23 protein-coding genes are annotated in these 25,925 nt (G+C 71.1%); 11 read left to right on the top strand and 12 right to left on the bottom strand.

The genetic code is table 11. The features are described from left to right. Positions 1-12: 12 nt before the first annotated feature. Positions 13-1,428, top strand: coding sequence for an ethanolamine permease (eat, locus tag FHX81_RS34970; protein WP_141982764.1), 1,416 nt, complete (start codon positions 13-15; stop codon positions 1,426-1,428). A gap of 129 nt (positions 1,429-1,557) precedes the next feature. After that, the gene (locus FHX81_RS34965) at positions 1,558-2,019 is read left to right on the top strand and encodes a CAP domain-containing protein (protein WP_141982763.1); all 462 of its coding nucleotides are present in this window, start codon (positions 1,558-1,560) and stop codon (positions 2,017-2,019) included. 57 nt (positions 2,020-2,076) lie between these two features. Here the strand turns inward: FHX81_RS34965 and FHX81_RS34960 are convergent, their stop codons facing one another. Then, positions 2,077-3,102, bottom strand: a complete 1,026-nt coding sequence (locus tag FHX81_RS34960; RefSeq protein ID WP_141984302.1) for a serine hydrolase domain-containing protein — start codon at positions 3,100-3,102, stop codon at positions 2,077-2,079. A 118-nt stretch (positions 3,103-3,220) separates the two neighbouring features. On the opposite strand from FHX81_RS34960, the gene FHX81_RS34955 reads away from it, so the two are divergent. From FHX81_RS34955 to FHX81_RS34945, 3 genes are all read left to right on the top strand, one after another. After that, positions 3,221-4,084: a 3-hydroxybutyryl-CoA dehydrogenase gene (locus tag FHX81_RS34955; protein ID WP_141982762.1), complete on the top strand. Its 864-nt coding sequence runs from the start codon at positions 3,221-3,223 to the stop codon at positions 4,082-4,084. Between the two features lie 538 nt (positions 4,085-4,622). Then, entirely contained in the window at positions 4,623-5,621 is a 999-nt protein-coding gene (locus FHX81_RS34950) for a tryptophan dimethylallyltransferase family protein (RefSeq protein ID WP_211363643.1), read from the top strand. Between the two features lie 9 nt (positions 5,622-5,630). Further along, positions 5,631-6,998 carry a tryptophanase gene (locus FHX81_RS34945; protein ID WP_141982761.1) on the top strand — a complete coding sequence of 456 codons (1,368 nt, stop codon included), beginning with the start codon at positions 5,631-5,633 and terminating at the stop codon, positions 6,996-6,998. Positions 6,999-7,034: 36 nt separating this feature from the next. Here the strand turns inward: FHX81_RS34945 and FHX81_RS34940 are convergent, their stop codons facing one another. The 5 genes from FHX81_RS34940 to FHX81_RS34920 form a co-directional block, all read right to left on the bottom strand. Next, positions 7,035-7,628, bottom strand: coding sequence for a GTP-binding protein (locus FHX81_RS34940; protein ID WP_053718069.1), 594 nt, complete (start codon positions 7,626-7,628; stop codon positions 7,035-7,037). Beyond that, positions 7,609-7,980 carry a DUF742 domain-containing protein gene (locus FHX81_RS34935; protein ID WP_053718070.1) on the bottom strand — a complete coding sequence of 124 codons (372 nt, stop codon included), beginning with the start codon at positions 7,978-7,980 and terminating at the stop codon, positions 7,609-7,611. Before FHX81_RS34935 ends, FHX81_RS34940 begins: the two co-directional genes overlap by 20 nt. Further along, on the bottom strand, positions 7,980-8,417 hold the full coding sequence (locus tag FHX81_RS34930; protein ID WP_211363642.1) for a roadblock/LC7 domain-containing protein: 438 nt from the start codon (positions 8,415-8,417) through the stop codon (positions 7,980-7,982). Before FHX81_RS34930 ends, FHX81_RS34935 begins: the two co-directional genes overlap by 1 nt. 41 nt (positions 8,418-8,458) lie before the next feature. After that, a complete protein-coding gene (locus FHX81_RS34925; protein ID WP_141982760.1) occupies positions 8,459-10,903 on the bottom strand; it encodes a sensor histidine kinase in 2,445 nt (814 codons plus the stop codon). Positions 10,904-11,115: 212 nt separating this feature from the next. Further along, positions 11,116-12,045 (bottom strand): SMP-30/gluconolactonase/LRE family protein, encoded by a 930-nt coding sequence (locus FHX81_RS34920; protein WP_141982759.1) that lies wholly within the window; start codon positions 12,043-12,045, stop codon positions 11,116-11,118. A gap of 375 nt (positions 12,046-12,420) precedes the next feature. On the opposite strand from FHX81_RS34920, the gene FHX81_RS34915 reads away from it, so the two are divergent. Then, complete coding sequence (locus tag FHX81_RS34915) at positions 12,421-13,833, top strand: DUF1996 domain-containing protein (RefSeq protein WP_141982758.1); 1,413 nt, start codon at positions 12,421-12,423, stop codon at positions 13,831-13,833. 363 nt (positions 13,834-14,196) lie between these two features. Here FHX81_RS34915 and FHX81_RS34910 read toward each other — a convergent pair whose 3' ends face one another. Continuing rightward, positions 14,197-15,678 carry a PucR family transcriptional regulator gene (locus FHX81_RS34910; RefSeq protein ID WP_141982757.1) on the bottom strand — a complete coding sequence of 494 codons (1,482 nt, stop codon included), beginning with the start codon at positions 15,676-15,678 and terminating at the stop codon, positions 14,197-14,199. Between the two features lie 174 nt (positions 15,679-15,852). Here FHX81_RS34910 and FHX81_RS34905 point away from each other — a divergent pair, with 174 nt between their 5' ends. From FHX81_RS34905 to FHX81_RS34885, 5 genes are read left to right on the top strand one after another with little or no spacing between them, the layout of a single operon-like run. Next, the gene (locus tag FHX81_RS34905; RefSeq protein ID WP_141982756.1) at positions 15,853-16,725 is read left to right on the top strand and encodes an FAD binding domain-containing protein; all 873 of its coding nucleotides are present in this window, start codon (positions 15,853-15,855) and stop codon (positions 16,723-16,725) included. Between the two features lie 2 nt (positions 16,726-16,727). Next, entirely contained in the window at positions 16,728-17,213 is a 486-nt protein-coding gene (locus FHX81_RS34900) for a (2Fe-2S)-binding protein (protein WP_141982755.1), read from the top strand. Next, a complete protein-coding gene (locus FHX81_RS34895) occupies positions 17,210-18,565 on the top strand; it encodes an 8-oxoguanine deaminase (protein WP_141982754.1) in 1,356 nt (451 codons plus the stop codon). The genes FHX81_RS34900 and FHX81_RS34895 overlap by 4 nt, the downstream gene beginning before the upstream one ends. Beyond that, positions 18,562-20,787, top strand: coding sequence for a molybdopterin cofactor-binding domain-containing protein (locus FHX81_RS34890; protein ID WP_141982753.1), 2,226 nt, complete (start codon positions 18,562-18,564; stop codon positions 20,785-20,787). The genes FHX81_RS34895 and FHX81_RS34890 overlap by 4 nt, the downstream gene beginning before the upstream one ends. Before the next feature lie 60 nt (positions 20,788-20,847). Further along, positions 20,848-21,330: a nucleoside deaminase gene (locus FHX81_RS34885; RefSeq protein WP_141982752.1), complete on the top strand. Its 483-nt coding sequence runs from the start codon at positions 20,848-20,850 to the stop codon at positions 21,328-21,330. Between the two features lie 268 nt (positions 21,331-21,598). Here the strand turns inward: FHX81_RS34885 and FHX81_RS34880 are convergent, their stop codons facing one another. From FHX81_RS34880 to FHX81_RS34860, 5 genes are all read right to left on the bottom strand, one after another. Next, on the bottom strand, positions 21,599-22,216 hold the full coding sequence (locus FHX81_RS34880) for a response regulator (protein WP_141982751.1): 618 nt from the start codon (positions 22,214-22,216) through the stop codon (positions 21,599-21,601). Beyond that, positions 22,213-23,412: a sensor histidine kinase gene (locus tag FHX81_RS34875; protein ID WP_141982750.1), complete on the bottom strand. Its 1,200-nt coding sequence runs from the start codon at positions 23,410-23,412 to the stop codon at positions 22,213-22,215. Before FHX81_RS34875 ends, FHX81_RS34880 begins: the two co-directional genes overlap by 4 nt. 10 nt (positions 23,413-23,422) lie before the next feature. Then, entirely contained in the window at positions 23,423-24,148 is a 726-nt protein-coding gene (locus FHX81_RS34870) for an ABC transporter permease (protein ID WP_141982749.1), read from the bottom strand. Positions 24,149-24,152: 4 nt separating this feature from the next. Then, entirely contained in the window at positions 24,153-25,061 is a 909-nt protein-coding gene (locus tag FHX81_RS34865) for an ABC transporter ATP-binding protein (protein WP_141982748.1), read from the bottom strand. Between the two features lie 204 nt (positions 25,062-25,265). Next, positions 25,266-25,889, bottom strand: a complete 624-nt coding sequence (locus FHX81_RS34860; RefSeq protein ID WP_141982747.1) for a DUF305 domain-containing protein — start codon at positions 25,887-25,889, stop codon at positions 25,266-25,268. Positions 25,890-25,925 lie beyond the last annotated feature (36 nt).

The raw sequence follows: 25,925 nt of genomic DNA, 5'->3' as shown, positions 1-25,925 counted from the left end.
TAGGGAGCGCAGATGGCGAAGCACGTCGAGTACGAGAAGGTGGGCAGCGACTACCTGGAGCACCGGCAGCTCAAGCGGGGTGCGGCGGGCTGGGTGCTGTTGGCGGGGCTCGGGGTCTCGTACGTCATCTCCGGCGACTTCGCCGGGTGGAACTTCGGCCTCGCCCAGGGCGGCTGGGGCGGCCTGCTGGTCGCGACGATCCTCATGGGCGCCATGTACACGTGCATGGTGTTCGGCCTGGCCGAGCTGGCCGCGGCGCTGCCGGTCGCGGGCGCCGGGTACGGCTTCGCGCGCCGGGCGCTCGGACCGCTGGGCGGTTTCGCCACGGGCGTCGCGATCCTGGTCGAGTACGCCATCGCGCCCGCCGCGATCGTGGTGTTCATCGGCGACTACGTGCAGGCGCTCGGGCTGTTCGGGCTCACCAGCTCGTGGCCGGTCTACCTGGTCTGCTACGCGATCTTCGTGGGCGTGCACCTGTACGGCGTCGGCGAGGCGTTGCGACTGATGTTCGTGATCACCGGGGTCGCGGTGGTCGCGCTGGTCGCGTTCGTGGTCGGGATGGTGCCGCGGTTCGACTCCGCCAAGCTGTTCGACATCGGGGACGGGAGCTTCCTGCCGTTCGGGGTGACCGGCGCGCTGGGCGCACTGGTGTACGCGATCTGGTTCTTCCTCGCGGTCGAGGGAGTGCCGCTGGCGGCGGAAGAGGCGCGCGACCCGAAGAAGGACATGCCGCGCGGGATCATCGGGGCGATGCTGGTGCTGCTGGTGTTCGCGGCGGCGATCCTGGTGTTCGCGCCCGGCGGCGCGGGCTCGGCGGCGTTGATGTCGTCGGGCAACCCGCTGCCCGAGGCGGTGCGCGCGGCGTACGGCGGCGACAACGCGCTGGCGCAGGTCGTGAACTACGTGGGCCTGGCCGGGCTCGTGGCGTCGTTCTTCTCGATCATCTTCGCGTACTCGCGGCAGCTGTTCGCGCTGTCCCGGGCCGGTTACCTGCCGCGCTGGCTGTCGAGGACCGGCAAGCGCAGGACGCCGTACCTGGCGCTCATCGTGCCCGGCACGATCGGGTTCGTGCTGGCCGCGATCCTGAAGAGCGGTGCGACCCTGATCAACGTCGCGGTGTTCGGCGCGGCGCTGTCGTACGTGCTGATGATGGTGTCGCACATCGTGCTGCGCGTGCGCGAGCCGGGGTTGGCGCGGCCGTACCGGACGCCGGGCGGCGTCGTCACCACCGGGGTGGCGCTGGTGCTCGCGGTGGCGGCGGTCGTGGCGACGTTCTTCGTGGACGAACTGGCCGCCGGCATCACCGCGGGCATCGTCGTGGTGGCGTTGGCCTACTTCTGGTTCTACAGCAGGCACCACCTGGTGGCCGCCGCGCCGGAGGAGGAGTTCGCCGCCATCGCCCAGGCCGAGCAGGAGCTGAAGGACTGACCGACCGGCAACAGTCCGGAACCGGTTGACTCGCCGTCATCACGGTTCCACCGATCGTGGAATACAAGTCTTCTCGCGAGTGGGAACCCCTTGACAACAGAGGTCCCGCCCACGAGGAGGAGAACGATCATGAAGCGCAGCGCGTTCACCGCCGCGGCGGCCATCGCGGCACTGCTGTCCACGGCCGCCCCGGCGCTCGCCGCACCCACTCTCGAAGACCGGGTTTTGGCTCTGACAAACGGGGAACGCTCCGCCGTGGGCTGCCCGGCCCTCACCACCAACGCTCAGCTCGCGGCAGCGGCCAAGCGGCACAGCGACGACATGGCACGCACCGGCAACTTCAGCCATACCGGCTCGGACGGCAGCACAGCGGCGCAACGCGTCACCGATGCGGGGTATCACTTCCGGCTGATGGCGGAGAACATCGCCGCCGGCCAGGGCACCGCGGAGGAGGTCGTGAGCGCGTGGATGAACAGCGAGAGCCACCGGGCCAACATCGTGAACTGCGAACTGCGCGACCTCGGCGTGGCCCACACCGCCGACGGCAGCAACAAGATCTACTGGACGCAGGAGTTCGGCGTCACGGGCTGACCCCGCCGCCGGGTTCGCACCCGCCGTCGCCGACGGGTGCGAACCTCCGGGCGGGCGTCAGCAGTAGACCGAGGCGAACAGCCCGATGACCTCCTCCGCCGGCACGTCGGCGGGCAGGGGGTTGTAGGACAGGGTCGCCCGCCTGCCGTCGTCGGCCCGCGTGGCGTAGGTGCGGTAGCCGATCAGCTCACCGCCGTGACCCCACACCGAACGGCCGCACGGCAGGTCGAACCGCTGCAGGCCCAGTCCGTAGGCGAAGATCGTGTTCGTCGCCACGGTCCGCCGCATGGCGTCGAGGGACGCCGCGCTCGTCAACCGGCCGCTCAGCAGCGCGTCGAAGAACCGGTTCAGGTCCCCGGCGGTGGAGATCATCTCGCCCGCCGCCCAGTCCAGGGTCGGGTTCATCAGCGTCGCGTCGACGAGTCGCCCGTCCACCTCGCTGTAGCCGCGGGCGTGGGGGTGCGGCAGGCCGGGCCACGACCCCGGCACGACCGTGTGCGCGAGGCGGAGCGGGCGCAGGATGCGGGAGCGCACCTCGTCGCCGTACGTCCGGCCGGTCACGCGCTCGATCAGCATCCCGGCGACGATGTAGTTGGTGTTCGAGTAGCGCCACCCCTTCCCGGGGTCGAAGTGGGACGGGTGGGCGAACGCCACGTCCAGCAGCTCTTGCGGCCGGTAGGTGCGGAACCGGTCCGCACCGCGCCACCGGTTGGTCGAGTAGCCCTCCTCGTGCGCGTAGTCGTACAGGCCGCTGGTGTGGTTGAGCACCTGGCGCACGGTGGGCCGGTCGCCGTTGAGGCCGCGGGGCACGCCGGTGACGTACCGGTCCGCGGGATCGTCCAGCCGGACCTTGCCCTCGTCCACGAGTTGCAGCACGACCGTGGCGACGAACGTCTTGGTGGCGCTGCCGATCCGGAAGTGGCCGCCGACCGACGCCTCACCCGCCGCGTCCGCCCGGACCCCGGCGGAGTCCTCGACGGTCAGCAGCGCGCCGGAGGCCCACCCCTGCCGCACCCACCCGTCCAGCGCGGGAAAGGTGCCGGTCACGGCCAGCAGCACGCCGGCGATCGCAGTGTTGATCATCACGAGGGCCACGCTAGGAGGCGGCGCGGCGGCCGACCATGAGGAGCGCCACCCGGTCTGCTGGGGAAAACCACAGTCGGGATGTGCCCCGCCGTGACGCCCCTGGCAGGATCGGGGCGTGAGTGACATTCAACGTGTTGGAGTGGTGGGATCGGGCCTGATGGGCTCCGGCATCGCCGAGGTCTGCGCGCGGGCCGGGCTGGACGTGCTGGTGTCCGAGGTCAGCCCGGAGGCCACCGAGGCCGCGCGCGGGCGGATCGCCTCGTCGCTCGGCCGGGGTGTGCGCAGCGGCAAGCTGTCCGCCGAGGACCGGGACGCCGCACTGGAGCGCCTGCGGTTCACCACCGACCTCGCCGACTTCGCCGACCGGAACCTGGTCGTGGAAGCCGTCGCGGAGAACGAGCAGGTCAAGACCGAGGTGTTCGCGGCGCTGGACAAGGTCGTCGTGGACCCGGACGCGATCTTCGCGTCCAACACCTCCTCGATCCCGATCATGAAGCTCGGCATGGCCACCGGTCGCCCCGAGCAGGTCATCGGCGTGCACTTCTTCAACCCGGTGCCGGTGCTCAAGCTGGTGGAGCTGGTGCCGTCGCTGCTGACCGGCGACAAGACCAAGGCCAGGGCCGAGGCGTTCGTGACCGGGGTGCTGCACAAGGAGGTCATCCGCTCGCAGGACCGCGCCGGGTTCGTGGTCAACGCCCTGCTGATCCCCTACCTGCTGTCCGCGATCCGGATGCTGGAGTCGGGGTTCGCCAGCGCCGAGGACATCGACAACGGCATGGTGCTCGGCTGCGCGCACCCGATGGGTCCGCTGCGCCTGACCGACCTGATCGGCCTGGACACCACCAAGGCCATCGCCGAGTCGATGTACGAGGAGTTCAAGGAGCCGCTGTACTCGCCGCCGCCGTTGCTGCTGCGCATGGTGGACGCGGGGCTGCTGGGCAAGAAGAGCGGGCGCGGGTTCCACAACTACGCGTCCTGACACCGACGCCGCGCCCGGACCGGGCGTTCGCGGGGCCGTCGACCCGAGTGGTCGGCGGCCCCGTTCGCGTATCCGGGCCGCTTTACCACAGCGCGACCACCGGCGCCACGCGAAGGACGGCACGAACAATTAACACCAACGTCTTGAATGGTGGACTGCATTAGCCGGCAAACGACCGACCGTACCTCGGGCGAAGGTCGGGGCAAAATACCACGATCCGTCATCGAACTGCTGCGCGTGATTAGTGCGAAAGACTGACGGCACCCTCGTCAAGAGGCCGTTCGGAGTAGTCTTGATTACCGTGCCGGCCCTGGTGACTACTGATCGACAGGACCTGTGACCAGCCTTTAGAGTGCCCTACGTCACGCTACGGCCGCCTGGTGGACAAGATTGCTTCGCCTAGCGTAACTTTCGACTCGCCCCCCACGAGGAGAACCCCGCCTTGGACCCTCAAAAAGTAGCCATACGCGATTTCACGGGTCGCCAGCTCAGCGCCCTGCTGCATTCTCTGGGCATCACGGAGAACCCCGTCAAATCCGTGGGACTGCTCGCGGACGCGCTCGGGCCCGGCGGTCTCCGGCCGGTTTCCACCAGCCCGGCCTGGCCCTCGGACGTGGCCGACGACCACACCCCGGTGGAGTTCTCCACGGCGTTCGCCGCGGGCGAGGCACCGGTTCTCCGCACCATCGTCGAACCCACCGCGACCAGGCCTTCCCGTGCCGCCAACACGGCCGAGGCGCTCGCCGCGCTGGACCGGATGAAGCGCCGCGGCACCCTCGACACCCGTCGTTTCGACGCGGTCAAGGACCTGTTCCTGCCGGCCCACCCGGAACGTGATTTCACGTTCTGGTACTCGTTGGTGTTCCGGCCCGACGAGGCGCCTGCGGTGAAGGTGTACTTCAACCCTGAAGTACGGGGCGAAGCCGCCGCCGAGGAGTTGGTCCGGGCCGGGCTCGACCGGACCGGTTTCGCCGCCGGTTTCCCGGCGCTGCGGGCGCACGCGGTGACCCGACCGGGACTGGACAGGTATTCCTTCTTCGCGCTCGACCTCGTCGAACAACGGCGCGCCCGGGTGAAGGTCTACATCTCCCACCACGCCGCCGATGTAACGGACGTCACGCGTGCCGCGAAGGCCGCGCGCGGGGTCGATGTGGACAGGCTGCCCGATTTCTGCCTGCTCACCGGCGGCAACACCGGAACGTTCGACAAGCGCCCCCTGATTTCCAGCTACACGTTCCTGGACGGCGACGCCGACGCGCCGAGCGGTTATTCCCTGTACGTGCCGATCCGGGACTACGTGGCCGACGACGAGGAAGCCCGCCGCCGGGTGCTCGCGGTGATGGCCAAGTACGACCTCGACCCGACGCCGTTCGACAGCGCGCTGCGCACCATCGCCCGACGGCCGCTGGACGAGGGAGTCGGCCTGATCGCCCACGTGTCGCTGCGCATGGGCAGGCCGCGACCCGGCATCACGGTCTACCTCTCGTCCGAGGCCTACGACGTGGCCTCACCCCGTTCGATCAGCCTGGCAGGCTAGGAGCCACCCATGCCCACGATGGAGCCGTACCGCATCAAGGTCGTGGAGCCCATCCCGATCACCACGCGCGCGCACCGCGAGCGGGCGCTGGCCGCCGCCGGGTACAACCCGTTCAACCTCGCCGGCACCGACGTGACCATCGACCTGCTCAGCGACTCGGGCACCGGCGCCCTGTCGGCCGAGCAGCAGGCGGCGGGCCTGCGCGGTGACGAGACCTATGCGGGCGCGCGCTCCTACTACCGGTTCCACGACGCGGTGCAGGACCTGACCGGCTACCCGCACGCCTTCCCCGTCCACCAGGGGCGCGCGGCCGAGCGGATCCTGTTCACCGCGCTGCTCAAGCCGGGCCAGGTCAGCGTCAGCAACACGCACTTCGACACCACCAGGGCGAACGTCGAGATCCTCGGCGGCACGGCCGTCGACCTGCCGTGCCGCGCCGCCGAGGACCTCGACGACGACGCGCCGTTCAAGGGCGACATCGACCTGGACGCGCTGGAGACCATCCTGTCCGGGCCGCGGGACGTCGCCTTCGTGCTGCTCACCATCACCAACAACGGTGGCGGCGGGCAGCCGGTGTCGATGGCGAACATCAAGGCCGCGGGTGAGATCGCCCGCCGCCACGGCGTGCCGCTCTTCCTCGACGCGGCGCGGTTCGCCGAGAACGCGTGGCTGGTCACGCAGCGGGAGCCCGGTTACGAGAACCACACCCCGCGGCAGGTCGCGCAGGAGGCGTTCCGGTTGGCCGACGGGTGCGTGGCGAGCCTGAAGAAGGACGGCATCGTCCACATGGGGGGGTTGCTCGCGGTCCGCGACCCCGAGCTGGCCGCCCGGTGCGAGCTGCTGCTGATCGCGACCGAGGGCTTCCGCACCTACGGCGGCCTGTCCGGTCGCGACCTGGAGATGCTGGCGCAGGGGCTGCAGGAGGTCACCGACCCGGAGTACCTGCGGGCGCGGGCCGACGCGACGGCGTACGTGGCGGAGCTGGCCCGGGCCGCGGGCGTGGACAGCGTGCGGCCGACCGGCGTGCACGCGGTGTACCTCAACGCCGGGCGCCTGCTGCGGCACCTGCCGCCGAGCCGGTTCCCGGGGTTCGCGCTGGCCACCGAGCTGTACCTGGCGGGCGGCATCCGGTGCGCGGAGCTGGGCTCGCTGTACCTCGGCGAGCTGGACGACGAGGGCGAGCTGCTCAAGCCCGCGCCGTACGAGCTGGTCCGCCTCGCCATCCCCCGCCGGGTGTACACCCAGAGCCACCTGGAGTACGTCGGCGAGACGTTGGCGGAGATCGCGAAGGACCCGGAACGGGTGCCGGGGTACCGGTTGACGCACGTGCCGAAGCTGCTGCGGCACTTCAACTGCCGGCTCGAACCGGTGGTGTAGCCGGGGCGGGTGACCGGACCCCGGTCACCCGCCGCCTCACGCCATGGCGTCCAGCCGGTCCATGGTGTGCTGGATCAGGCTCACCAGCACGGTCTTGGCGGACTCGCGGTCCCGCGCGTCGCACAGCACGAGCGGGATGGCGGCGTCCACGTCCAGCGCCCGCCGCACCTCGTCGACCTCGTAGCTGTGCGCGCCCTCGAAGCAGTTCACCGCGATGATGAACGGGATGCCGCGCCGCTCGAAGAAGTCGATCGACGGGAAGCTGCTGTCCAACCGGCGCGTGTCGACCAGGATCACCGCGCCGATGGCCCCGTAGGCCAGCTCGTCCCACATGAACCAGAACCGGTTCTGGCCAGGCGTGCCGAACAGGTACAGCACCACCTCGGGGTTGATGGTGATGCGGCCGAAGTCGAGCGCGACCGTGGTCGTCTCCTTCGACTCCAGGCCCAGCACGTCGTCGACGCCGACACCGGCCTCGGTGAGCAGCTCCTCGGTGTGCAGCGGCGGTATCTCGCTGACCGAGTTGACCATCGTCGTCTTCCCGGTGCCGAAGCCGCCGGCGATGACGATCTTCACTGGGGTGGGTACGAGCAGTTCCCCACCCGGCCGCTCAGATTCCACGGACACCATCCAACACCGCTTGGAGCAGGTTCCGGTCCGGCACTTGCGGGACTCGGGAGGGGTCTCGGATCACGACGTCACCGCGTTGGATGAGGTCGCTCAACAGCACCTTGACGACCACCAGCGGCACGTCGAGGTACGCGGCCACCTCGGCCACGGACAGCGGTCGCCGGCACAGCTCCATGATCTCCATGTGCTCGACCGACAACGCGTCCGGGTCCGACGGCGACGGCATCGCGCGCACCTGGGTCACCAGGTGCAGCTCCGGTCGCAGCGGCCGGGTCCGGCCGCGCACCATCGCGTACGGGCGGACCAGCGGGCCCGCGGCCTCGTCGTACCACCAGTCCTCGCGGCCGGCCATCAGGACGACCTTCGGGCGGCGGGCAGGCTCGCCGCGGTCGTACCGCGCGGCGCCGACGACAGGTACGTGCCGACCCGCTTGACCAGCATGTTCATCTCGTAGGCGATCATGCCCATGTCGGAGTCCTCTTCGCCCAGGACGGCCAGGCAGGCGCCGTGACCGGCCGCGGTGACGAAGAGGTAGGCGTGCTCCATCTCGACGATGGTCTGCCGCACGGCGCCGCCGCCGAAGTGCCGTCCCGTGCCGCGGGCCAGGCTCTGGAACGCCGACGCCATCGCCGACAGGTGGTCCGAGTCGTCCTTCGACAACCCGGGCGAGCGGCCCAGCAGCAGACCGTCGGCCGAGAGGACCACCGCGTGCCGAGCTCCGACCACCCGGCCGACCAGGTCCTCCAACAACCAGTTCAGTTCGTTGTGCTGGCTGGTCATGTCGTTCATCGGGTTGCCTTTCCGGTTTCCAGTCGTCCGGCCACTGCTGATCAGGGTTCGAGGTCGTCGGGTGTCCGACGGGCGTCGCGTGTGCCCCGTTGGAACGCCGACAGGCCCTTGCGGACCCTCTCGGCGGACTTCTCGGAATCGACCTCGGGGAGCGGTTCGGGCGAAGGGTGGAAATCGTTGCGCACCAACTGCGGCGCCAGGTTCTGCTGGCGGCGCCGGCGTGGCAGTTCGGGTCGGTCGGCGGCGGTGGCGGCCGAACCCGGATCTTCGGCGGGCCACTCCGAGGTGGCCCGCTTCCGCTGCGGCAGCTCCAGCTCACCGCTGCGTTGCGGCAGCTCGAGCTCGCCGCTGCGCTGCGACAGGTCCAGCCCGCCGCTCAGTCGTTCGACCTCTGGAAGGGGATGTTCGTTGGCCGCGGCCTCGGCCTGGGCCCAGAACCCCTCCAGGTCTCGGGAACTGTCGGGAAACCTGGCGTCTCGCACTGAGTCGTCGCCCTGCTCCGGGATGTCGTGGAAGGTGCGGCGGGGGAGCTGCCGAGTCTCGGCGGGCTCCGTCGCCGTGGTGGGGCCCGCGACGATGGCGGACGGGATCAGGACGAGCGCCAGCGTGCCCCCGTAGGGCGAGTCGCGCAGCTCGACGTGGATGCCGCGCCGGGCGGCCAGCCGGGCGACGACGAACAGGCCGAGCCGCGACTCGCCGCGCAGGCGCATCGCGTCGAACTCCGGCGGGTCGGCCAGCATCGCGTTGTGCTGCTCGCGGTCCTCGGGGTTGATGCCCAGGCCGTGGTCCTCGATCTCCACCACGATGCCCTGCGGCACCTCGCTGGCGTGCACCTGCACCTGCGACCGGGGCGAGGAGAACGCGGTGGCGTTGTCCACCAGCTCGGCGATCAGGTGGATGGTGTCGGCGACGGCCGCGCCGACCAGCGCGGTGTCGGGCACCGGGTTGACCTTGACCCGGACGTACTGCTCGGTCTCGGCGACCGCGGCGCGCAGCACGTCGAGCAGGCGCACGGGCTTGCGCCACTGCCTGCCGGGCTGCTCGCCCGCGAGGATGATCAGGTTCTCGGCGTTGCGGCGGGCGCGGGTGGCGAGGTGGTCGAGCTGGAACAGCGCGTCGAGCTGCTCGGGGTTCTCCTCCTCGCGCTCCAGCTTGTCCAGGATCTTCAGCTGGCGGTGCACCAGGCCCTGGTTGCGGTGCGCGATGTCGAGGAAGACCCGGTTCACGCCCTCACGCGCCTGGCTCTCCTTCACGGCCGCGGCGACGGCGGTGTACTGGGCGGCGTTGAACGCGTCGGCCACCTGGCCGATCTCGTCGCTGCCGTAGTCCAGCGGCGGCACCTCGACCTCCACGTCGACGTGCTTGCCCTCGCGGAGCCGGTCGACGATGTCGGGCAGCCGCTCGTGCGCCAGGGTCAGCGAGTCCTTCTTCAACGCGGCCAGGCGCGTGATCAGGGCCCGGTTGACCAGGCGGTTCGACGTGCGGATCGCGATCAGGATGCCGATGATCACGGCGAGCAGCGCGACCAGGCTGCCGATCAGCACGGTGCGGAACTTGCTCTCGCCGCGGGCCATGGTGACGCTGACCGCGCCGGACGCCTGCTCGCTGACCAGCGCGACCAGCTCGTCGGAGATGGGGCCGCTGACGTTCTGCCACTCCTGCAGCGACCCGGCGTTGGACGGCTTCGGGCCGTTCTGGATCAGCCTGCCCTCGAACTCGACCAGCCGCTTCCACTGGTCGCCCTCGATCATGAACTGGTAGTGCTCGCGCACCTCGGGGCGTGCGTAGGGGGCGATCGAGTCGTAGGACGAGTGGTAGGCGCCGACGAGGTTGGCGAACTCGATGTGCTCCTCGGGCGTGAACGACCCGGCGGCCAGGGCGCTCGACGCGAGCGAGGTCGCGCGGGACATCCAGTCGGCGGCCTTGAAGGCCTCGGTGGAGATGATGGCGCCCTTGACCGACTCGTGGTCGGGCACCACGCGGGCCTGCACGCTGAACAGCGCGTCACCGGCGTCGAGGAGGCTGTTGTAGTACGTGTAGATCTCGCTCTTGGACGCGCGGCCCGCGTCGAGCGCCGACCGGCGCTGGGGCAGCTGGTCCAGCAGCACGTTCAGCGCGTTGATCTTGTCGACGATCTCCTGCGGCGCCTGGGACGCCAGCTCGTCGAACGCCGCGCGCATCCCCTCGACCGCGCGGTCGGTCTCCGCCTGCTGCACCTCGAGGTCGCTGGTGCCGCGGTCGGGCTGGCTCAGCGCGGTCATGCTGAGCTCGCGCTCCTTCTGCAGCGAGGCGAACGTCTGGACCGCCGGGATCGACGCGTCCTTCACGCCGGAGGCGACCGCGCGGAGGTAGAAGCCGTCGAACAGGGTGTACGACGAGAACAGCGCCCACATGATGAGAAGGACGATGCTGGGGACGACGACGACACCGGTGAGTCGTGAACGGATCGTCTTGTAGTTCGTCTCCGTGGTGCTCTTCTGCTTCACAGCGCTCCGCAGCCTCGTCCGTTGCCTGGTCAGGCGCAGCACTAGGAACGCTGCCTCTTCTTCACCTGATCGGCGACGGAACGGTAACACTCGAAGATCATTATTACGAAGAGACAGCGATCACTTGCGCGACGCGACGATGAGGTTACCCAGTCGAGTGATGCCCCGAACAGGGGGCCGATGTGAACTTCTCGCCACCGGCCCCCCGCGTTTCACGGCTTCGGCACCGAAACGGCGTCGTACGTCGTCGTGGGCGTGGGCGGTGTGGTGAAGCGGGCGTTGGGCAGGTAGAGCCGTCCCGCGAACGACGCGACCGTGGTCGGCACGTCGAACCGCGGATCGGTGACCTTGGTCACGAGCCGACCGCTCGAACCATCCCTGGCCAGGGAAAACACGGCCAGGGTGTTCAGCCGGTTCTGCACGACGTAGAGCGTGCGGCCCTCGACCAGGAGCCCGTCGCCGTTGGTCAGCACCTCGCCGCCGAGGTCGACGACGGCCGTCACGCCGGTCCGCGGGTCGACCCGGTGCAGTTGCCCGGTGTTGCTCTGGACGATCACCAGCGCTTTGCCGTCGGGCGTCTCCGCGATGCCGTTGGCGTTGTTGACACCCGGCGTGAGGACGAAGTCGCCGGAGAGGGGAATCTCGGTGTGCGACTCCGGCAACGCGCCGTGCCGACCGAACGCGACGCGATACAGCACCGCCTTCCGCGAGTCGGTGAAGTACGCCGCGTCGTCGGTGATCACCACGTCGTTGACGAATGTGTTCGCGTCCGAAGCGAACCGGTAAGACTTGAGGACCGCTCCGCTCCGGGCGTCGACCACCCGCCCGTCACCACCCCCGCCACCGGCCACGAACACCCTCTTGCGCCGATCGACCTTCACCCCGACCGACGCCGTACCGGGCCCCTGGCTGAACACCTCACCGCGCCCGGTGCGGAGGTCGACGCGGAACAGGTCCCCATCGGCCCGCGACCCGAAGTACGCCGTGGGCGCCGCGCCGATCGCGATGCCTTCGGGCAGGAACCCGTCGGGCAGGGGGAACTGGGTGGGGAACGGGTGCGCTTGCGCTGCGGCGGCGGGCGCGGCGGTGACGAGGGAAGCCCCCAGCACCACTGCGGCCAGCACACCGAGTGTGCGATGCATGACCACTCCTTCTCGGCTCGTGAGCACTTGCTCGTGAGACGCCCCGGAGTGTTTCCCGGCGATCAGCCGGAGGTGAAGCCTCGACAGCGAACCGACAGGGTCGTTCACAGCCGTGGATACCGACCCGGACGGAAGCCCTCAGCACCGACCGGCTCGCACTCGACGACGCGGCACCGGTGACGGGTTCACCGAGGCGATCAGTGCCTACCCGTGCGCGGTCGGTTCGATGCGCAAGATAGGGGTCGAGTCGAGATAACGAAAAGGTAACGGTCAGGTCGCGGACTGGGCGCGGTACGTATGCCACTGTGTCCACCGCCCACCGGCGGTCGGGGTTGAACGCACACATGCGCGTACCTACGACGAGGTGACACATCCATGATGCGAAACCAGGGGCGGCACCGCTTCTCCCGGCGCACGAAGCTGACTGCCGGCGTGACCGGGTTGGCGCTCACGATCGGCCTGGCCGTCGCGATCAGCACCACCGGCGATCAGGGGACCGCCCAGGCGGACGGGGCCGACATCTCCCTGTTCGTCGACATCACGAAGCAGCAGCGCAACGTGCGCGCCCCTCGGCCACAGCGCGGCGCGAGCACCGGCACGTTCACCGTGGACTGCGGCCGCAACGAGAACGGCCACTTCAACCCGGACAACTTCATCGCGCAGCCGGGGGTCCGCAACGGCGCGGAACACCTGCACGACTACGTGGGCAACGTGTCGACCGACGCCGACTCCACGAACGAGAGCCTGCTCGAAGCCGACACCACCTGCAAGAACGGCGACAAGTCCGCCTACTTCTGGCCCGTGGTCCGGATCGACCGCGAGAACGAGGACGGGGAACCCGGTCAGCCCGCCGGCGCCGAGGTCGAGTGCCCCGACGTGCGGCGCAAGCTGCGCACCGTGCCGCGTCAGGCCAAGGCGGAGGTGGACCGCAACCTCCAGGCGATGAAGGACCAGATCGCGGGGGCGAACACCAAGCTGAAGGCCGCGGCGAACGTCGAGGACCCGAACTTCGTCAACAACGCCGTGCTCCGGCCGTTGCGGGACAAGCGGACCGCGTCCCTCGACCGCATCGCGCAGGCCATCGACCGGGTCGCCGAACGGCCGCGCGGGCTCAGGAGGCTCGCGCCGTGCACGGTGAAGGACGGCGACGGCGACGACGCCAAGGTCGCCGAGGCGGCTCGGGAAGCCGAGGCGGACGCGCCGGAGAAGGGTGACGGCAAGAGCGCCAGTGACGAGAACGAACTGCCCGGCAACGAGGGCGAGATCCAGCGCCCCGAGGTCGTGGACATCACCTTCCGCGGCAGCCCCGTCGGCAAGGTCGAGCCGATGCCGCAGTTCCTGCGCGTGTTGTACGGCGACGCCAAGGTCTCCACGAACGGCCCGAAGAACGCCCGCAAGTCGTGGACGTGCACCGGGTTCGAGGACAAGGTGCTGATCGACAAGTACCCGATCTGCCCGCAGGGCAGCAAGGTCAAGCGCATCCACGACTTCGCGAGCTGCTGGGACGGCAGGAACACCGACAGCGCCAACCACCGCGACCACATCGTCTACCCGGACGGGAACGGCAAGTGCCCGCGCGGCTTCAAAGCCGTGCCGCAACTGCGGATCAGCCTGACCTACGACATCCCGCGGGACGTGCAGGTGGCCGGGCAGTACGCCGTCGACGCCTTCCCCCAGGAGGAGCACAACCCGTTCTCCGACCACGACGACTTCGCCAACGTGATGTCCGAGGAGATCATGAACCGGTTGGTGCAGTGCGTGAACTCCGGCCGCCGGTGCCGGGAATGACGACGATCCGGGGCAGCGGGTGAGGTGAGGAGACCGCCACCCCCGGCCTGCGCGGCGGCTGGTCGGGGGTGGCACCCTCCGCGCGTTTCCCGCGTGGATCACGCGGTACCCCCGGGGACGCGAACCGCCGACCGGGGAGGTCTTCGACGGCACGCGTCCGCCCGGCCGGGCCGATGGCGGTCTTCGGGGCCGTGGTCGGCGCGGCGATCCCGGTCTTCGGCCTGGCGAACTTCCCGCTCGACCGGCCGTTCACCTGGCTGTGGTTCGCGGTCGGCCTGGGATCATCGGCTTCGACCTGTGGCCGCGTTCAGCCGCAACGGCGCGACCGGGGGTCGTCGAGCAGGACCGCCGGTGGGTCCGGTCTCACCCTGCCTGCAGGGCCAGGTACAGGTCCACCCGTTCGGTGAACTCCGAGAGGTCCACGCCGAGCAGGTCCTCCACGCGCCCCACCCGGTACCGCAGGGTGTTCACGTGGACGTGCAGGCGGGCGGCGGCGGCCGTCCACGAGCCCGAGCAGTCCAGGAACACCCGCAGCGTGCCGACGAGGTCCGAGCCGTGCTCGGCGTCGTAGTCCAGCACCGGGCCCAGCAGCCTCCGGCGCAGGGAGCGGCGCAGCTCCTCCGGCACACCGGCCAGCAGCAGTTGGTGCAGCGCGATCTCCTCCCCCGCCACCACGCACGTGCGGCCGGTCCGCCGTTCTCCCAGCCGCCGGGCGTGCGACGCCTCCTCCGCCGCACCGCGCAGCCCCGTGTGCCCGACCGGTGAGGAGATGCCGACCAGCACCCGGGCCGAGCGCAACCCCGGTTCCAGTGCCCGCAACGCCGAGCGCACCCCTTCGGTCCACGACCCGGACGGCGCCAGCGCGTACACCTCGCCGCCCACGGCGGCCACCAGGAACGTCGAGGTGACCGACGCCAGCACCTCCTCCACCAGCGCCACGGCCTGCTCGGCCTGTCCGTTCGACACCGACGCCGCCAACACCCGGAGCGGCGCGTCCGGGTCCCACCCGACCGCCGCGATCCGCGCGGCGACGTCGCCACCGGCGAACACCTGCCGCAGCAGGGGCCCGGCCGCGCGGTTCTCGATCTCCCTGCCCTGCACGACCCGCGCCCGCTCCACGCCGACGAGGCTGGCCAGCTCGGCGGCCACCTCGTCGTGCGTGCGGTCGCCGGACACCAGGAGGATCCACGAGGTCAGCCGCGCCCCGCCGCGCGCGGACACCGGAAGCAGCGTCGTGCCGCGCACGACCTTGGGCAGCCGGTCGGCCCGCAGGAACTCCCGCACGAACGCCGTCGCCTCCGGCAGGTCCGGCCCGGCGACGACGCGGCCCGTGCACGCCAGCACCCAGCAGGGCGCGTCCAGCTCCGCCGCGCCGGCCGCCACCAGCTCGGACAACCCACCGCCGTCGGCGACCACGGTCAGCAGCCGCCGGTGCCGGCCCAGCAGCACGCCCGCGTCGCCGACCCGTTCGGCCGCCAGCTCCAGCACCACCCGTTCGGTGATGGCCGCGAACGACAGGTCGACCGGTACCTCCAACAGCGGCACGCCGTGCCGTTCGCACGCCTCCACCAGCGCTCCGGGCAATGCACCGGCGGCATCGGGCGAACTGGCCGCCAACGCCGCGACCCCGGCCGCCGCCAAGGAAGCGACGAACTTTTCACAATCGGCGGCGGTGCGGTGCCACAACAGCCCGGTGAGCACCAGCTCGCCACCGGACAGGTAGCGGGCCGGATCGGGCAACTCGGTGCCGTAGAGCCTGGTCACCGGCCTGTCCACGGAGTCGGTGCCGCTCACCAGGCGCAGGCGGAGTTCCGGCATCCCGAGCAGGCTCCGAACCAGCAACACAGGCGCCTCCTCGGCGTCACTTTCCCGATTTACCATCGTCCGATCGTGTTTGTAGGAAAGCACAAATCCTCTCGCCGTAGGAGCCTGGGATTCATGGGCTCCGCCGTAGCCGATCACCGTCCCCCGTCTGTGTACTGGCCCACACACCGCGCACCCCACCCACCGAGGTAGCCGATGGATTTCCTCCGTCCCGACACCCTCGCCGAGGCGTTGGCCCTGAAGGCGCAGCGCCCGGACGTCGTGCCCATCGCGGGCGGCACGGACGTGATGGTGGAGCTGAACTTCGACCACCGCCGCCCACCCGCCCTGCTCGACCTGACCCGGATCGCCGAACTGCGCTCCTGGGACGTGGACGGCGACGCGGTGCGCATCGGCGCCGGCGTCCCCTACACCCGGATCATCGACGAGCTGGGCGAGCGCCTGCCCGGGTTGGCGATGGCGTCCCGCACGGTCGGCTCGCCGCAGATCCGCAACCGCGGCACGGTCGGCGGCAACCTGGGCGCCGCCTCACCCGCCGGTGACACGCACCCCGTGCTGCTCGCCGCGGACGCCACCGTGGAGGTCGCCTCGACCAGGGGCACCCGGCTCATCCCGGCCACCGGGTTCTACCTGGGTGTCAAGCGCAACGCGCTGGAGCCGGACGAGCTGATCACGGCGGTCCGCGTGCCTGCCACCGGGGCCCCGCAGCAGTTCGCCAAGGTCGGCACGCGCAACGCCATGGTCATCGCGGTGTGCTCGTTCGCCGTCGCGCTGCACCCCGTGCGGCAGCGGGTCGGGGCGGCGGTCGGCAGTGCCGCGCCCACGCCGCGCCGGGCGAGCGCCGCCGAGGAGTTCCTGTCCGCCGAACTGACCTCCACCGACCAGTGGGAGTCGCCGAAACCGCTGCTCGACTCGGTGAAGCGGCGGTTCGGCGACCTCGTGGCGCAGGCCGCGAGCCCCATCGACGACGTGCGCGGTTCGGCCGCGTACCGCAAGCACGCCCTCGCCGTGCTGGCCCGCCGCACGCTCGACTGGGCCTGGCGCGACTACGCCGAGAAGGTGGCCTGACCATGCGCGTGAACGTGACGGTGAACGGCGAGCCGCGGCAGGCCGACGACGTGTGGGAGGGCGAGAGCCTGCTGTTCCTGCTGCGCGAGCGACTCGGCCTGCCCGGTTCGAAGAACGCCTGTGAGCAGGGCGAGTGCGGCTCGTGCACGGTGTACCTGGACAACACGCCGGTGTGCTCCTGTCTGGTGGCCGCGGGCCAGGTGCAGGACCGCGAGGTTCGGACGGTGGAGGGGTTGGCCGACGGCGACCGGCTCGACCCCGTCCAGGAGGCGTTCGTGGAGGCCGGCGCGGTGCAGTGCGGTTTCTGCACCCCCGGTCTCGTGGTCGCCGCGCACGACCTGCTCGACCGGGTGCCGCGGCCGAGCGACCCGGAGATCCGGGAGGCGCTGGCCGGGAACCTGTGCCGCTGCACGGGCTACGAGAAGATCCTCGACGCCGTGCGCCTGGCCGCCACCCGCAAGGCGGACCCGGAGGGCGCGACCCGATGACACCGACCGTCCTCGACGGCGTCGCGGTGGCCACGGTGGACGCCGCGGGCACCGAGCACGCGTTCGGCCACGTCGTCATCGAGAACGGCCGGATCACGGCCGTCGGGCCCGGCCAGGCACCCCGGCCGACCGGCCCCCACACGTGGGTCGACGGCAGCGGCTGCCTGGTCACGCCCGGTCTGGTCAACACCCACCACCACCTCTACCAGTGGGCCACCCGGGGCATCGCGCAGGACGCCACCCTGTTCGAGTGGCTGACCACGCTCTACCCGGTGTGGCGCGGCCTGGACGCCGGGATCACGCACGCGGCCGCCTCCGCCGGGCTGGCGAAGCTCGCGACCACCGGCTGCACGACCGCCGCCGACCACCACTACGTCCACCCCCGCGAGGGAGGCGACCAGTTCGCCGCCCTGGTCGAGGCCGGCGAACGCGTCGGCATCCGCCTGCACGCCATCCGCGGCTCGATGGACCGCGGCCGGTCGCACGGCGGCCTCCCGCCGGACAACCTGGTCGAGGACACCGAAGCCGCGCTCCAGGCCACCGAACAGGCCATCGCCGACCACCACGACACCCGCCCGGACGCGCTGGTCCGGGTGGCCGTCGGGCCGTGCTCGCCGTTCTCCGTCAGCGCCGAGCTGATGACCGGCGCGGCGGAACTGGCCCGCGCCCGGGGCGTCCGGCTGCACACCCACCTCGCCGAGACGGTGGACGAGGAGGACCAGTGCCAGGCCGAGAACGGCTGCACGCCCACCGAGTACGCCGAACGCCTCGGCTGGCTCGGTGACGACGTGTGGCTGGCGCACACCGTGCACCTGTCACCCGACGCGGTGAAGCGGCTGGGCGCGACCGGCACCGGCAGCGCGCACTGCCCCACCTCCAACGGCCGGCTGGGCACCGGCATCGCCCCGGTTCGCGACCTGCTCGACGCGGGCGCACCGGTCGGCCTCGGCGTGGACGGCGCGGCGTCCAACGAGTCCGGCGGACTGGTCGAGGAGCTGCGCCAAGCCCTGTTGCAGGCCAGGCAGCGCGGGGGACCCAAGGCGCTGGACGTCCGGCAGGCGCTGTGGCTGGGCACGATGGGCGGCGCGCGCTGCCTCGGCCGTGACGGCGAGATCGGCTCGATCGAGCCGGGCAAGCTCGCCGACCTGGCCGTGTGGCGGCTCGACGGGCTCGACCACGCGGGCATCGACGACCCGGTGGCCGCCCTGGTCCTGGGTCCGCAGCCGACGCTCAAGCTCCTGCTGGTCGGCGGCCGGACCGTGGTGGACGACGGCGAGCTGCGCACCGCCTCCGAAACCGACCTCGCGCGCGACCTGCGCGCCGCCGCCGAGCGACTGAAGGGGACGCGATGAGCCTCACCCCCGCCGAACTGACCTCCGCCGTGGCCGGTGGCATCGGTTCCAGCGCGCAGCGGCCCGACGGGAACCTCAAGGTCCGCGGCGAGTTCGCCTACGCCTCGGACCTGTGGCACGAGGACATGATCTGGGGCGCGACCCTGCGCAGCCCGCACCCGTACGCGCGGATCGTCTCCGTCGACCTGACCGAGGCGTTGCGGGTGCCGGGCGTGTACGCCGTGCTCACGCACCAGGACGTGCCCGGCCGGAACCGGTACGGGTTGGAGCACCAGGACCAGCCCGTGCTCGCCGAGGACGTCGTGCGCTACCAGGGCGAACCGGTCGCCCTGGTCGGCGCGGACCACCCTGAGACCGCGCAACGCGCCATGAAGCGCATCAAGGTCGAGTACGAGGTGCTCACCCCGGTCGTGGACATGGAGACTGCGGTCGACGCCACGCCGCTGCACCCCGGCGGGAACCTCGTGCGGCACGTGCCCGTGCGGCGGGGCGACCAGCACGCGCGAGCCGAGGTCGTCGTCACCGGCCGGTACGAGGTCGGCATGCAGGACCAGGCGTTCCTCGGCCCCGAGTCCGGGCTGGCCGTGCCCGCCGAGGACGGCGGCGTCGACCTCTACATCGCGACCCAGTGGCTGCACGTCGACCAGAGCCAGGTCGCGGCGGCCCTGGGCCTGCCGCTGGAGAGGGTGCGGCTGACGCTGTCCGGGGTCGGCGGCGCGTTCGGCGGGCGCGAGGACCTGTCCATGCAGGTGCACGCCTGCCTGCTGGCCGTGCACACCGGCAAGCCCACCAAGATGGTCTACAACCGCGAGGAGTCGTTCTACGGCCACGTGCACCGGCACCCCGCGGTGCTGCACTACGAGCACGGCGCGGACCGCACCGGCAAGCTCGTGTACGTCAAGGCGCGGATCCACCTCGACGGCGGCGCGTACGCCTCCAGCACGTCCGCGGTGGTGGCGAACGCCGCCACGCTCGGCGTCGGCCCCTACGACGTGGACAACGTGACCGTCGACTGCTGGGGCGTCTACACGAACAACCCGCCGTGCGGCGCGATGCGCGGGTTCGGCGCGGTGCAGGCCGGATTCGCCTACGAGTCGCAGATGGACAAGCTCGCCGAGGCGCTGGGCATGGACCCGGTCGACGTGCGGATCGTCAACGCGATGAGCGAGGGCTCGGTCATGCCGACCGGCCAGGTGGTCGACTCGGCCGCACCCGTCGCGCAACTGCTCAAGCTGGTGCGGGACAAGCCGATGCCGCCCCCGGCGAACGCGGTCGACCTGCGGGACATGCCGGGCGGCGTCTCCAACACCACGCACGGCGAAGGCGTGGTGCGCGGTGTCGGCTACGCCGTGGGCATCAAGAACATCTGCTTCTCCGAGGGCTACGACGACTACTCGACCGCCCGCGTCCGGTTGCAGGTCATCAACGGCGAGCCGGCCGCGTTGGCGCACACGGCGGCGGCCGAGGTCGGCCAGGGCCTGGTCACGATCATGCAGCAGATCGTGCGCACCGAGCTGGGCGTGGAGCGGGTGACGATCCTGCCGATGGACACCAGCATCGGCAACGGCGGCTCCACGTCCGCCTCCCGCCAGACCTACGTCACCGGTGGCGCGGTGAAGGCCGCGTGCGCCGCCGTGCGGGAGAAGCTGACCAAGCTCGCCGGCGGCCGTGACCTGGCCGACGTGGACCTGGCCGGGCTGCTGGGCGACGACGTGGTCGACGAGACCGTGGAGTGGCGGCACCGCGCCACCGAGCCGATCGACCCCGAGACCGGACAGGGCAACGCCCACGTGCAGTACGGGTTCGCGGCCCACCGCGCCGTGGTGGACGTGGACGTGGAGCTGGGCCTGGTGAAGGTGGTCGAGCTGGACTGCGCGCAGGACGTCGGCAAGGCGCTCAACCCGCAGGCCGTGCTCGGCCAGATCCAGGGCGGCTCGGCGCAGGGCCTCGGGCTCGCCGTGATGGAGGAGATCCAGGTCGAGGGCGGCAAGGTGCGCAACCCGTCGTTCACCGACTACCTCATCCCGACCGTGCTCGACATGCCGCCGATGAGCATCGACGTGCTGGAGCTCGCGGACCCGAACGCGCCGTACGGTGTGCGGGGCGTCGGCGAGCCGCCCACGATCTCCTCCACGCCGGCCATCGTCGCGGCCATCCGGGCCGCCACCGGCCTCGCCCTGACCCGCGTGCCCGTGCGACCGGAGCACATCACCGGCACCTGATCCCCGTACCGCGCGCCGCGGCCGCCGCGGCGCGCTCGCGCACGCCCCGAGGAGCACCCCATGACCACGTCCGTGTCCCCCGACCACGCCTGGCTGCGCGAGTCGATCGAGCTGGCCACCCGCAACGTCGCCGACGGCGGCGGCCCGTTCGGCGCGGTGGTCGTCCGCGCCGGCGAGGTGGTCGCCACCGGCACCAACCAGGTCACCCCGACGCTCGACCCCACCGCGCACGCCGAGGTCGTCGCCATCCGCGCGGCGTGCCGGGCCGTCGGGGACTTCCGGCTCACCGGCTGCGTGCTGGTGTCGTCGTGCGAGCCGTGCCCGCTGTGCCTGTCCGCCGCACTGTGGGCACGGGTGGACCGGGTCGTCTACGCCGCCGACCGGCACGACGCCGCCGCGGCCGGGTTCGACGACCGCGAGTTCCACGAGCTGTTCGGCCGGCCCCGCGCGACGTGGAGCCTGCCGGTGCACCAGGTCTCCACGGGGGAGGACACCGCGCCGTTCGCCGCGTGGCTGTCCCGGACCGACCGCGTCGACTACTAGTCGGAGGGGGTGTTCGGTGGTGTTGCCGAGGTCGTTGGCCATGGGCACAGGTTCGGCGTGATCTCCGGTGACCGCATCGAGGTCTTCGCCGATTGTGGACAACTGCTTCGCCAACGCTTGCGGGGCGGCCTCGGCGGATGCCGGGGTTCCGGGCGATCAGCTCCGCCCCGCCACTGGCCTGATCAGGCAATTTCGGACGGTGACCCCGTGCGGGGGTGTGGCGCGACCGCTGCTCGCCGCTGTGGACAAGTCGCGACAGCCGGTGCGGCTAAGCGCCCAGCAGCCCCCGCTCGTAGGCCACCGCGACGGCCGCGGCACGGTCCTTCACCCCCAGCTTGGCGTAGACGTGCACCAAGTGCGTCTTCACCGTCGCCTCGCTGATGAAGAGCTTCGCCGCCGCCTCGCGGTTCGTGCAGCCGCGCGCGATCAGCCCGAGCACCTCCACCTCGCGGTCGCTCAACGGCTCCGCCGCGGGCTGCCGCACCTGGCCCACCAGCCGCGTCGCCACGGACGGTGACAGCACGGCCTCTCCCCTGGCCGCCGAACGCACCGCCCGGAACAGCTCGTCACGCGGGGTGTCCTTGAGCAGGTACCCCGTCGCGCCCGCCTTGATCGCGGGCAGCACGTCACTGTCCGTGTCGTACGTGGTCAGCACCAGCACCCGGGTCGGGCAGCCGCGCAGCCGCTCGATGGCCGTGACGCCGTCCACGCCGGGCATCCGCAGGTCCATCAGCACGACGTCCGGCCGCAGCGCCCGCACCACGGTCACCGCCTCGCCGCCGTCCGCCGCCTCACCCACCACGTCGACGTCACCGGCACCCGCCAGCATCCCGCGCAGCCCGTCGCGCACCACGGGGTGGTCGTCCACGATCACCACGCGGATCACCGGGTCACCTCGGCCGGGATCGCGGGCACCGACGCGGACACCGCCGTGCCGCCGCCCGGCTCGGACTCCACGACCAGCGCACCTGCCAGGCGGGACACCCGCTGGCGCATGCCGACCAGCCCGAACCCGTCCGTGCGCGCCTCCGGGTCGAACCCCGTGCCGTCGTCTCGCACGTCCAGCGTCACCACGTCCTCCATGTACGACAACGTCAACCCGACCCGGGACGCGCGCGCGTGCTTGGCGACGTTCGACAACGCCTCCTGGGCGGCCCGCAGCAACGTCACCTCCACCTCGGGGTGCAGGGCGCGCGCCGCACCCGTCGTGTTGATCGACGCGGCCACCCCGGTCTGGTCCGTCCACCCGGCCGCGACCTCGGCCAACGCGTCCGGCAGGTTGGCGTCCACCAGCGCGGGCGGGCGCAGGGCGTGCACCGAGCGGCGTGCCTCGGCCAGGTTCTCCCGCGCCAGCCGCAACGCCGTCTCGACGTGCCGCGGCGGGTCCTCGTCGGCTTGGAGCTGCGTGATGATGCCGGTGAAGCCCTGGGCGAGCGTGTCGTGGATCTCCCGCGCCAACCGCTGCCGCTCGTCCAGCACCCCCGCTTCACGCGCCTGGATCAGCAGCTGGGCGTGCAGGCCCGCGTTCTCCTCCATCATGGCCGCCATGTCGGCGACCATCTCCTTGCGCCGCCGGGACTGCTCGGTGGTGATGTGGCCCAGCATGGTGAACGTGCTCGCGATCGTCACGATCACCACCACGATGACCAGGTAGATCACGATCGCGCCGAACTCCGCCGGCGGGAAGCCGCCGTGCAGGGAGGTGGCCGCCAGCACGCCGTTGACGACCACCCCCGCGAACTTCCAGCGACCGGGCAGCACCTCGATGGCGTAGACGTACCCGGCGAAGGAGAAGAACCCGAAGATCGGGTCGCGCAACCCCAGCACCGCGTACGCGACCAGGACACCGACGAAGAACACCGCCATCAACCCGGTGCGCGACCGCCAGCCCGGGTGGAGGGTGAACCACCACAGCATCCACAGGCCGGTGACCGCCGCGATGCCGACGTTGACCGCCTCGGTCCGCCACGGGTCGGTGCCCGTCGCCAGGTAGACGACCGTGGGCAGCACCAGGACGAAGTACGGGATGGCGTGCCCCACCGCATCGAGGCGCTTCTCCCAGACGTCGAGATCGTCCCTCACGCGCGCACCCCTACTCCCAGCGGAACGACTTCGCCGCGACCGTACCCGCCGCCAGCGTGACCAGGGCGAGGACTCCCAGCTGCACCGGGTCCGGCGCGGCGCCCAGCCACGCCTCCTGCAACGCGCCCACGCCCGGCGGCAGGTACTCGCCGACGCGGACCAGGAACTCCGGCATCAGGAACCGGGGCAGGTACGCGCCACCGAAGAACATGACCAGCATGAACACCACCGTCGCCCACCCGCCCGCGGCCCGCGCGTTCGGCGCCCAGGCCGCGACCAGCAACCCCAGGGCCGACAGCGACAGCATGCCCAGCAGGCACGTCACCAGGAACCCGAGCGGGTGGTGTGGCAGGTCGATGTCGAACACCACCCGGCACACGACCATGAGCAGCACGATCGAGATCACGCCCGCGATCACGTTGACCAGCACCTGCGCCACGAGCAGGCGCGCCGGGTGGACCGGGGTGGTGGAGAAGCGGCGCAGCACGCCCTTCTCGCGGTAGGTGGCGACCGTGGACGGCAGCTTGTTCAGCCCCAGGAACGCCAGCGCGATCACCACGAGCGTGCCCACGTAGGCGTCGACGAACCGCAGGTTGTCGAAGTTGGGGTCGGGGGTGCGCAGCGCCGGGATGGCGCCGAGCACCAGCAGCAGGATGGTCGGGAAGAAGATGGCGAACACGACCATGCTCGGCTCGCGCAGGAACAGCTTCCACTCGGTGTTGACGATCTTCAGCATGCGGTTACTCCGAGAGCTTGCGGCCGGTGAGGCGGATGAAGGCGTCGTCCAGGCCGGCCTGCTCGATGCGCAGGTCGGCGGCGACGATCTGGTTGCGGGCGAGGACCGACGTGACGGCGTGCAGCAGGTTGCCGGTACCGGTCACGACGAGCTGCGGACCGTGCCGCTCGACCTGCGAGACCTCGGGCAGGTCGGTGAGCAGGTCCACGTCGAGCGGCGCGGAGGGCCGGAACCGGACCCGCTGCTCACCGTCCACCCGGGACACGAGCCCGGCCGGGCTGTCGACCGCGACCAGCTTGCCCGCGTCGATCAGGGCGATCCGGTCGCACAGCCGCTCGGCCTCCTCCATGAAGTGGGTGACCAGCACGACCGTGACGCCGGCGTCGCGGATCTGCTCGACCAGGCTCCACGTGTCGCGGCGCGCCTGCGGGTCCAAACCCGTGGTGAGCTCGTCCAGCACGGCGACCTTGGGCTTGCCGATCAGCGCCAGCGCGATGGAGACGCGTTGCTTCTGGCCGCCGGAGAGCTTGCGGTACTCGGTCTTGGCGCGATCGGCCAGGCCCAGGCGGGCCAGCAGCTCCCGCCAGTCGGCCGGGTCGCGGTAGAACGACGCGTACAGGTCCAGCGCCTCGCCGACCCGGATGCGGTCGGGCAGCTCGCTCTGCTGCAGCTGCACGCCCAGCCGGGTGCGCAGCTTCGCGCGATCGTGTCGCGGGTCCAAGCCGTCGACGCGGATCGTGCCGCCGTCGGGGTTGCGCAGGCCTTCCACGCACTCGACCGTCGTCGTCTTCCCGGCCCCGTTCGGGCCGAGGATGCCGAAGATCTCCCCCTCGTCGACGGTGAACGACACGCCGTCCACCGCGACCTTGCGGTCGTAGGTCTTGACGAGGTCGACCACCTCGATGATTGCCATGCCACCAGCGTCGTCGCGGCGGCGGCCCGGCGGATCGCACGGCGGGCCACACCTCGCATCAACCGGTCGGTTGATCCTCCCGTAAACCACCCTGATCCACGCTCAGGGGTGTACCTGAGCGTTGAACTCAGGGGTCCTGGACGTAGGACTCTCGGGATCTGAGCGTTCGACACTCGGGACTTGAGCGTTCGACACTCGGGCAGGTCAGGGGATGGTGATCGCCCGCATCCGGTCGATCTCGTCGGTCTGCGACACGGACACGTCGTTGGCCATCTCCTCGACGCGCACGTCGCGTCCGGTGGACAGCACGTCGACGGCCATCCGGACCGCGCCCTCGTGGTGGGCGATCATGAGCTGGAGGAAGAGCCGGTCGAAGTCCGCGCCCCGCGCGGCCTCCAGGGCGGCCAACTGCTCGTCGGTGGCCATGCCGGGCATGGACGCGTGGTCGACCTCGGGCAGTTCGCCGCTGTGGCCGTGCGCCGGCGCGTTCTCCGCGTACTGCCGCTGCCACTGCTCCATCGCGGCGATCTCCGGGCCCTGGGTGTCGTGGATCCGGGACGCCAGGCCGCGCACGGTCTCGTTCTGCGCGCGTTCCGGGGCCAGCGCGGTCATCTCCAGCGCCTGTCGGTGGTGGACGATCATGCGGGCCACGTAGTCCAGGTCGGCTCGACTGGGCGCGACCCAGCGGTCGGTGCCGAACTCCTCCGGCGCCAACGTCTTCGCTTGCTCGCCGGGCCCTTGCGGCGCGATGATCGGAGGCTGGTCGTCCGCCTGGGACGTGCAGCCCGCGAGGACGGCCACCAACACCGCGACGAACACGATCCGCATCCGATACCCCCTACGACTCCGGTCGGCCGCCAACGT

It is taken from the genome of Saccharothrix saharensis, from assembly GCF_006716745.1.
Taxonomy (GTDB): domain Bacteria; phylum Actinomycetota; class Actinomycetes; order Mycobacteriales; family Pseudonocardiaceae; genus Actinosynnema; species Actinosynnema saharense.
Note: the sequence above shows the minus strand (reverse complement) of the source record. Positions and strands in the feature narration are given on the sequence as shown.

Bases quoted from the DNA above. Each gene is read 5' to 3' on its own strand.
- eat (WP_141982764.1), top strand. From the start codon at position 13: ATGGCGAAGCACGTCGAGTACGAGAAGGTGGGCAGCGACTACCTGGAG.
- FHX81_RS34965 (WP_141982763.1), top strand. From the start codon at position 1,558: ATGAAGCGCAGCGCGTTCACCGCCGCGGCGGCCATCGCGGCACTGCTG.
- FHX81_RS34960 (WP_141984302.1), bottom strand. From the start codon at position 3,102: ATGATCAACACTGCGATCGCCGGCGTGCTGCTGGCCGTGACCGGCACC.
- FHX81_RS34945 (WP_141982761.1), top strand. From the start codon at position 5,631: ATGCCCACGATGGAGCCGTACCGCATCAAGGTCGTGGAGCCCATCCCG.
- FHX81_RS34940 (WP_053718069.1), bottom strand. From the start codon at position 7,628: ATGGTGTCCGTGGAATCTGAGCGGCCGGGTGGGGAACTGCTCGTACCC.
- FHX81_RS34935 (WP_053718070.1), bottom strand. From the start codon at position 7,980: ATGGCCGGCCGCGAGGACTGGTGGTACGACGAGGCCGCGGGCCCGCTG.
- FHX81_RS34930 (WP_211363642.1), bottom strand. From the start codon at position 8,417: ATGAACGACATGACCAGCCAGCACAACGAACTGAACTGGTTGTTGGAG.
- FHX81_RS34920 (WP_141982759.1), bottom strand. From the start codon at position 12,045: ATGCATCGCACACTCGGTGTGCTGGCCGCAGTGGTGCTGGGGGCTTCC.
- FHX81_RS34915 (WP_141982758.1), top strand. From the start codon at position 12,421: ATGATGCGAAACCAGGGGCGGCACCGCTTCTCCCGGCGCACGAAGCTG.
- FHX81_RS34905 (WP_141982756.1), top strand. From the start codon at position 15,853: ATGGATTTCCTCCGTCCCGACACCCTCGCCGAGGCGTTGGCCCTGAAG.
- FHX81_RS34900 (WP_141982755.1), top strand. From the start codon at position 16,728: ATGCGCGTGAACGTGACGGTGAACGGCGAGCCGCGGCAGGCCGACGAC.
- FHX81_RS34895 (WP_141982754.1), top strand. From the start codon at position 17,210: ATGACACCGACCGTCCTCGACGGCGTCGCGGTGGCCACGGTGGACGCC.
- FHX81_RS34890 (WP_141982753.1), top strand. From the start codon at position 18,562: ATGAGCCTCACCCCCGCCGAACTGACCTCCGCCGTGGCCGGTGGCATC.
- FHX81_RS34885 (WP_141982752.1), top strand. From the start codon at position 20,848: ATGACCACGTCCGTGTCCCCCGACCACGCCTGGCTGCGCGAGTCGATC.
- FHX81_RS34870 (WP_141982749.1), bottom strand. From the start codon at position 24,148: ATGCTGAAGATCGTCAACACCGAGTGGAAGCTGTTCCTGCGCGAGCCG.
- FHX81_RS34865 (WP_141982748.1), bottom strand. From the start codon at position 25,061: ATGGCAATCATCGAGGTGGTCGACCTCGTCAAGACCTACGACCGCAAG.
- FHX81_RS34860 (WP_141982747.1), bottom strand. From the start codon at position 25,889: ATGCGGATCGTGTTCGTCGCGGTGTTGGTGGCCGTCCTCGCGGGCTGC.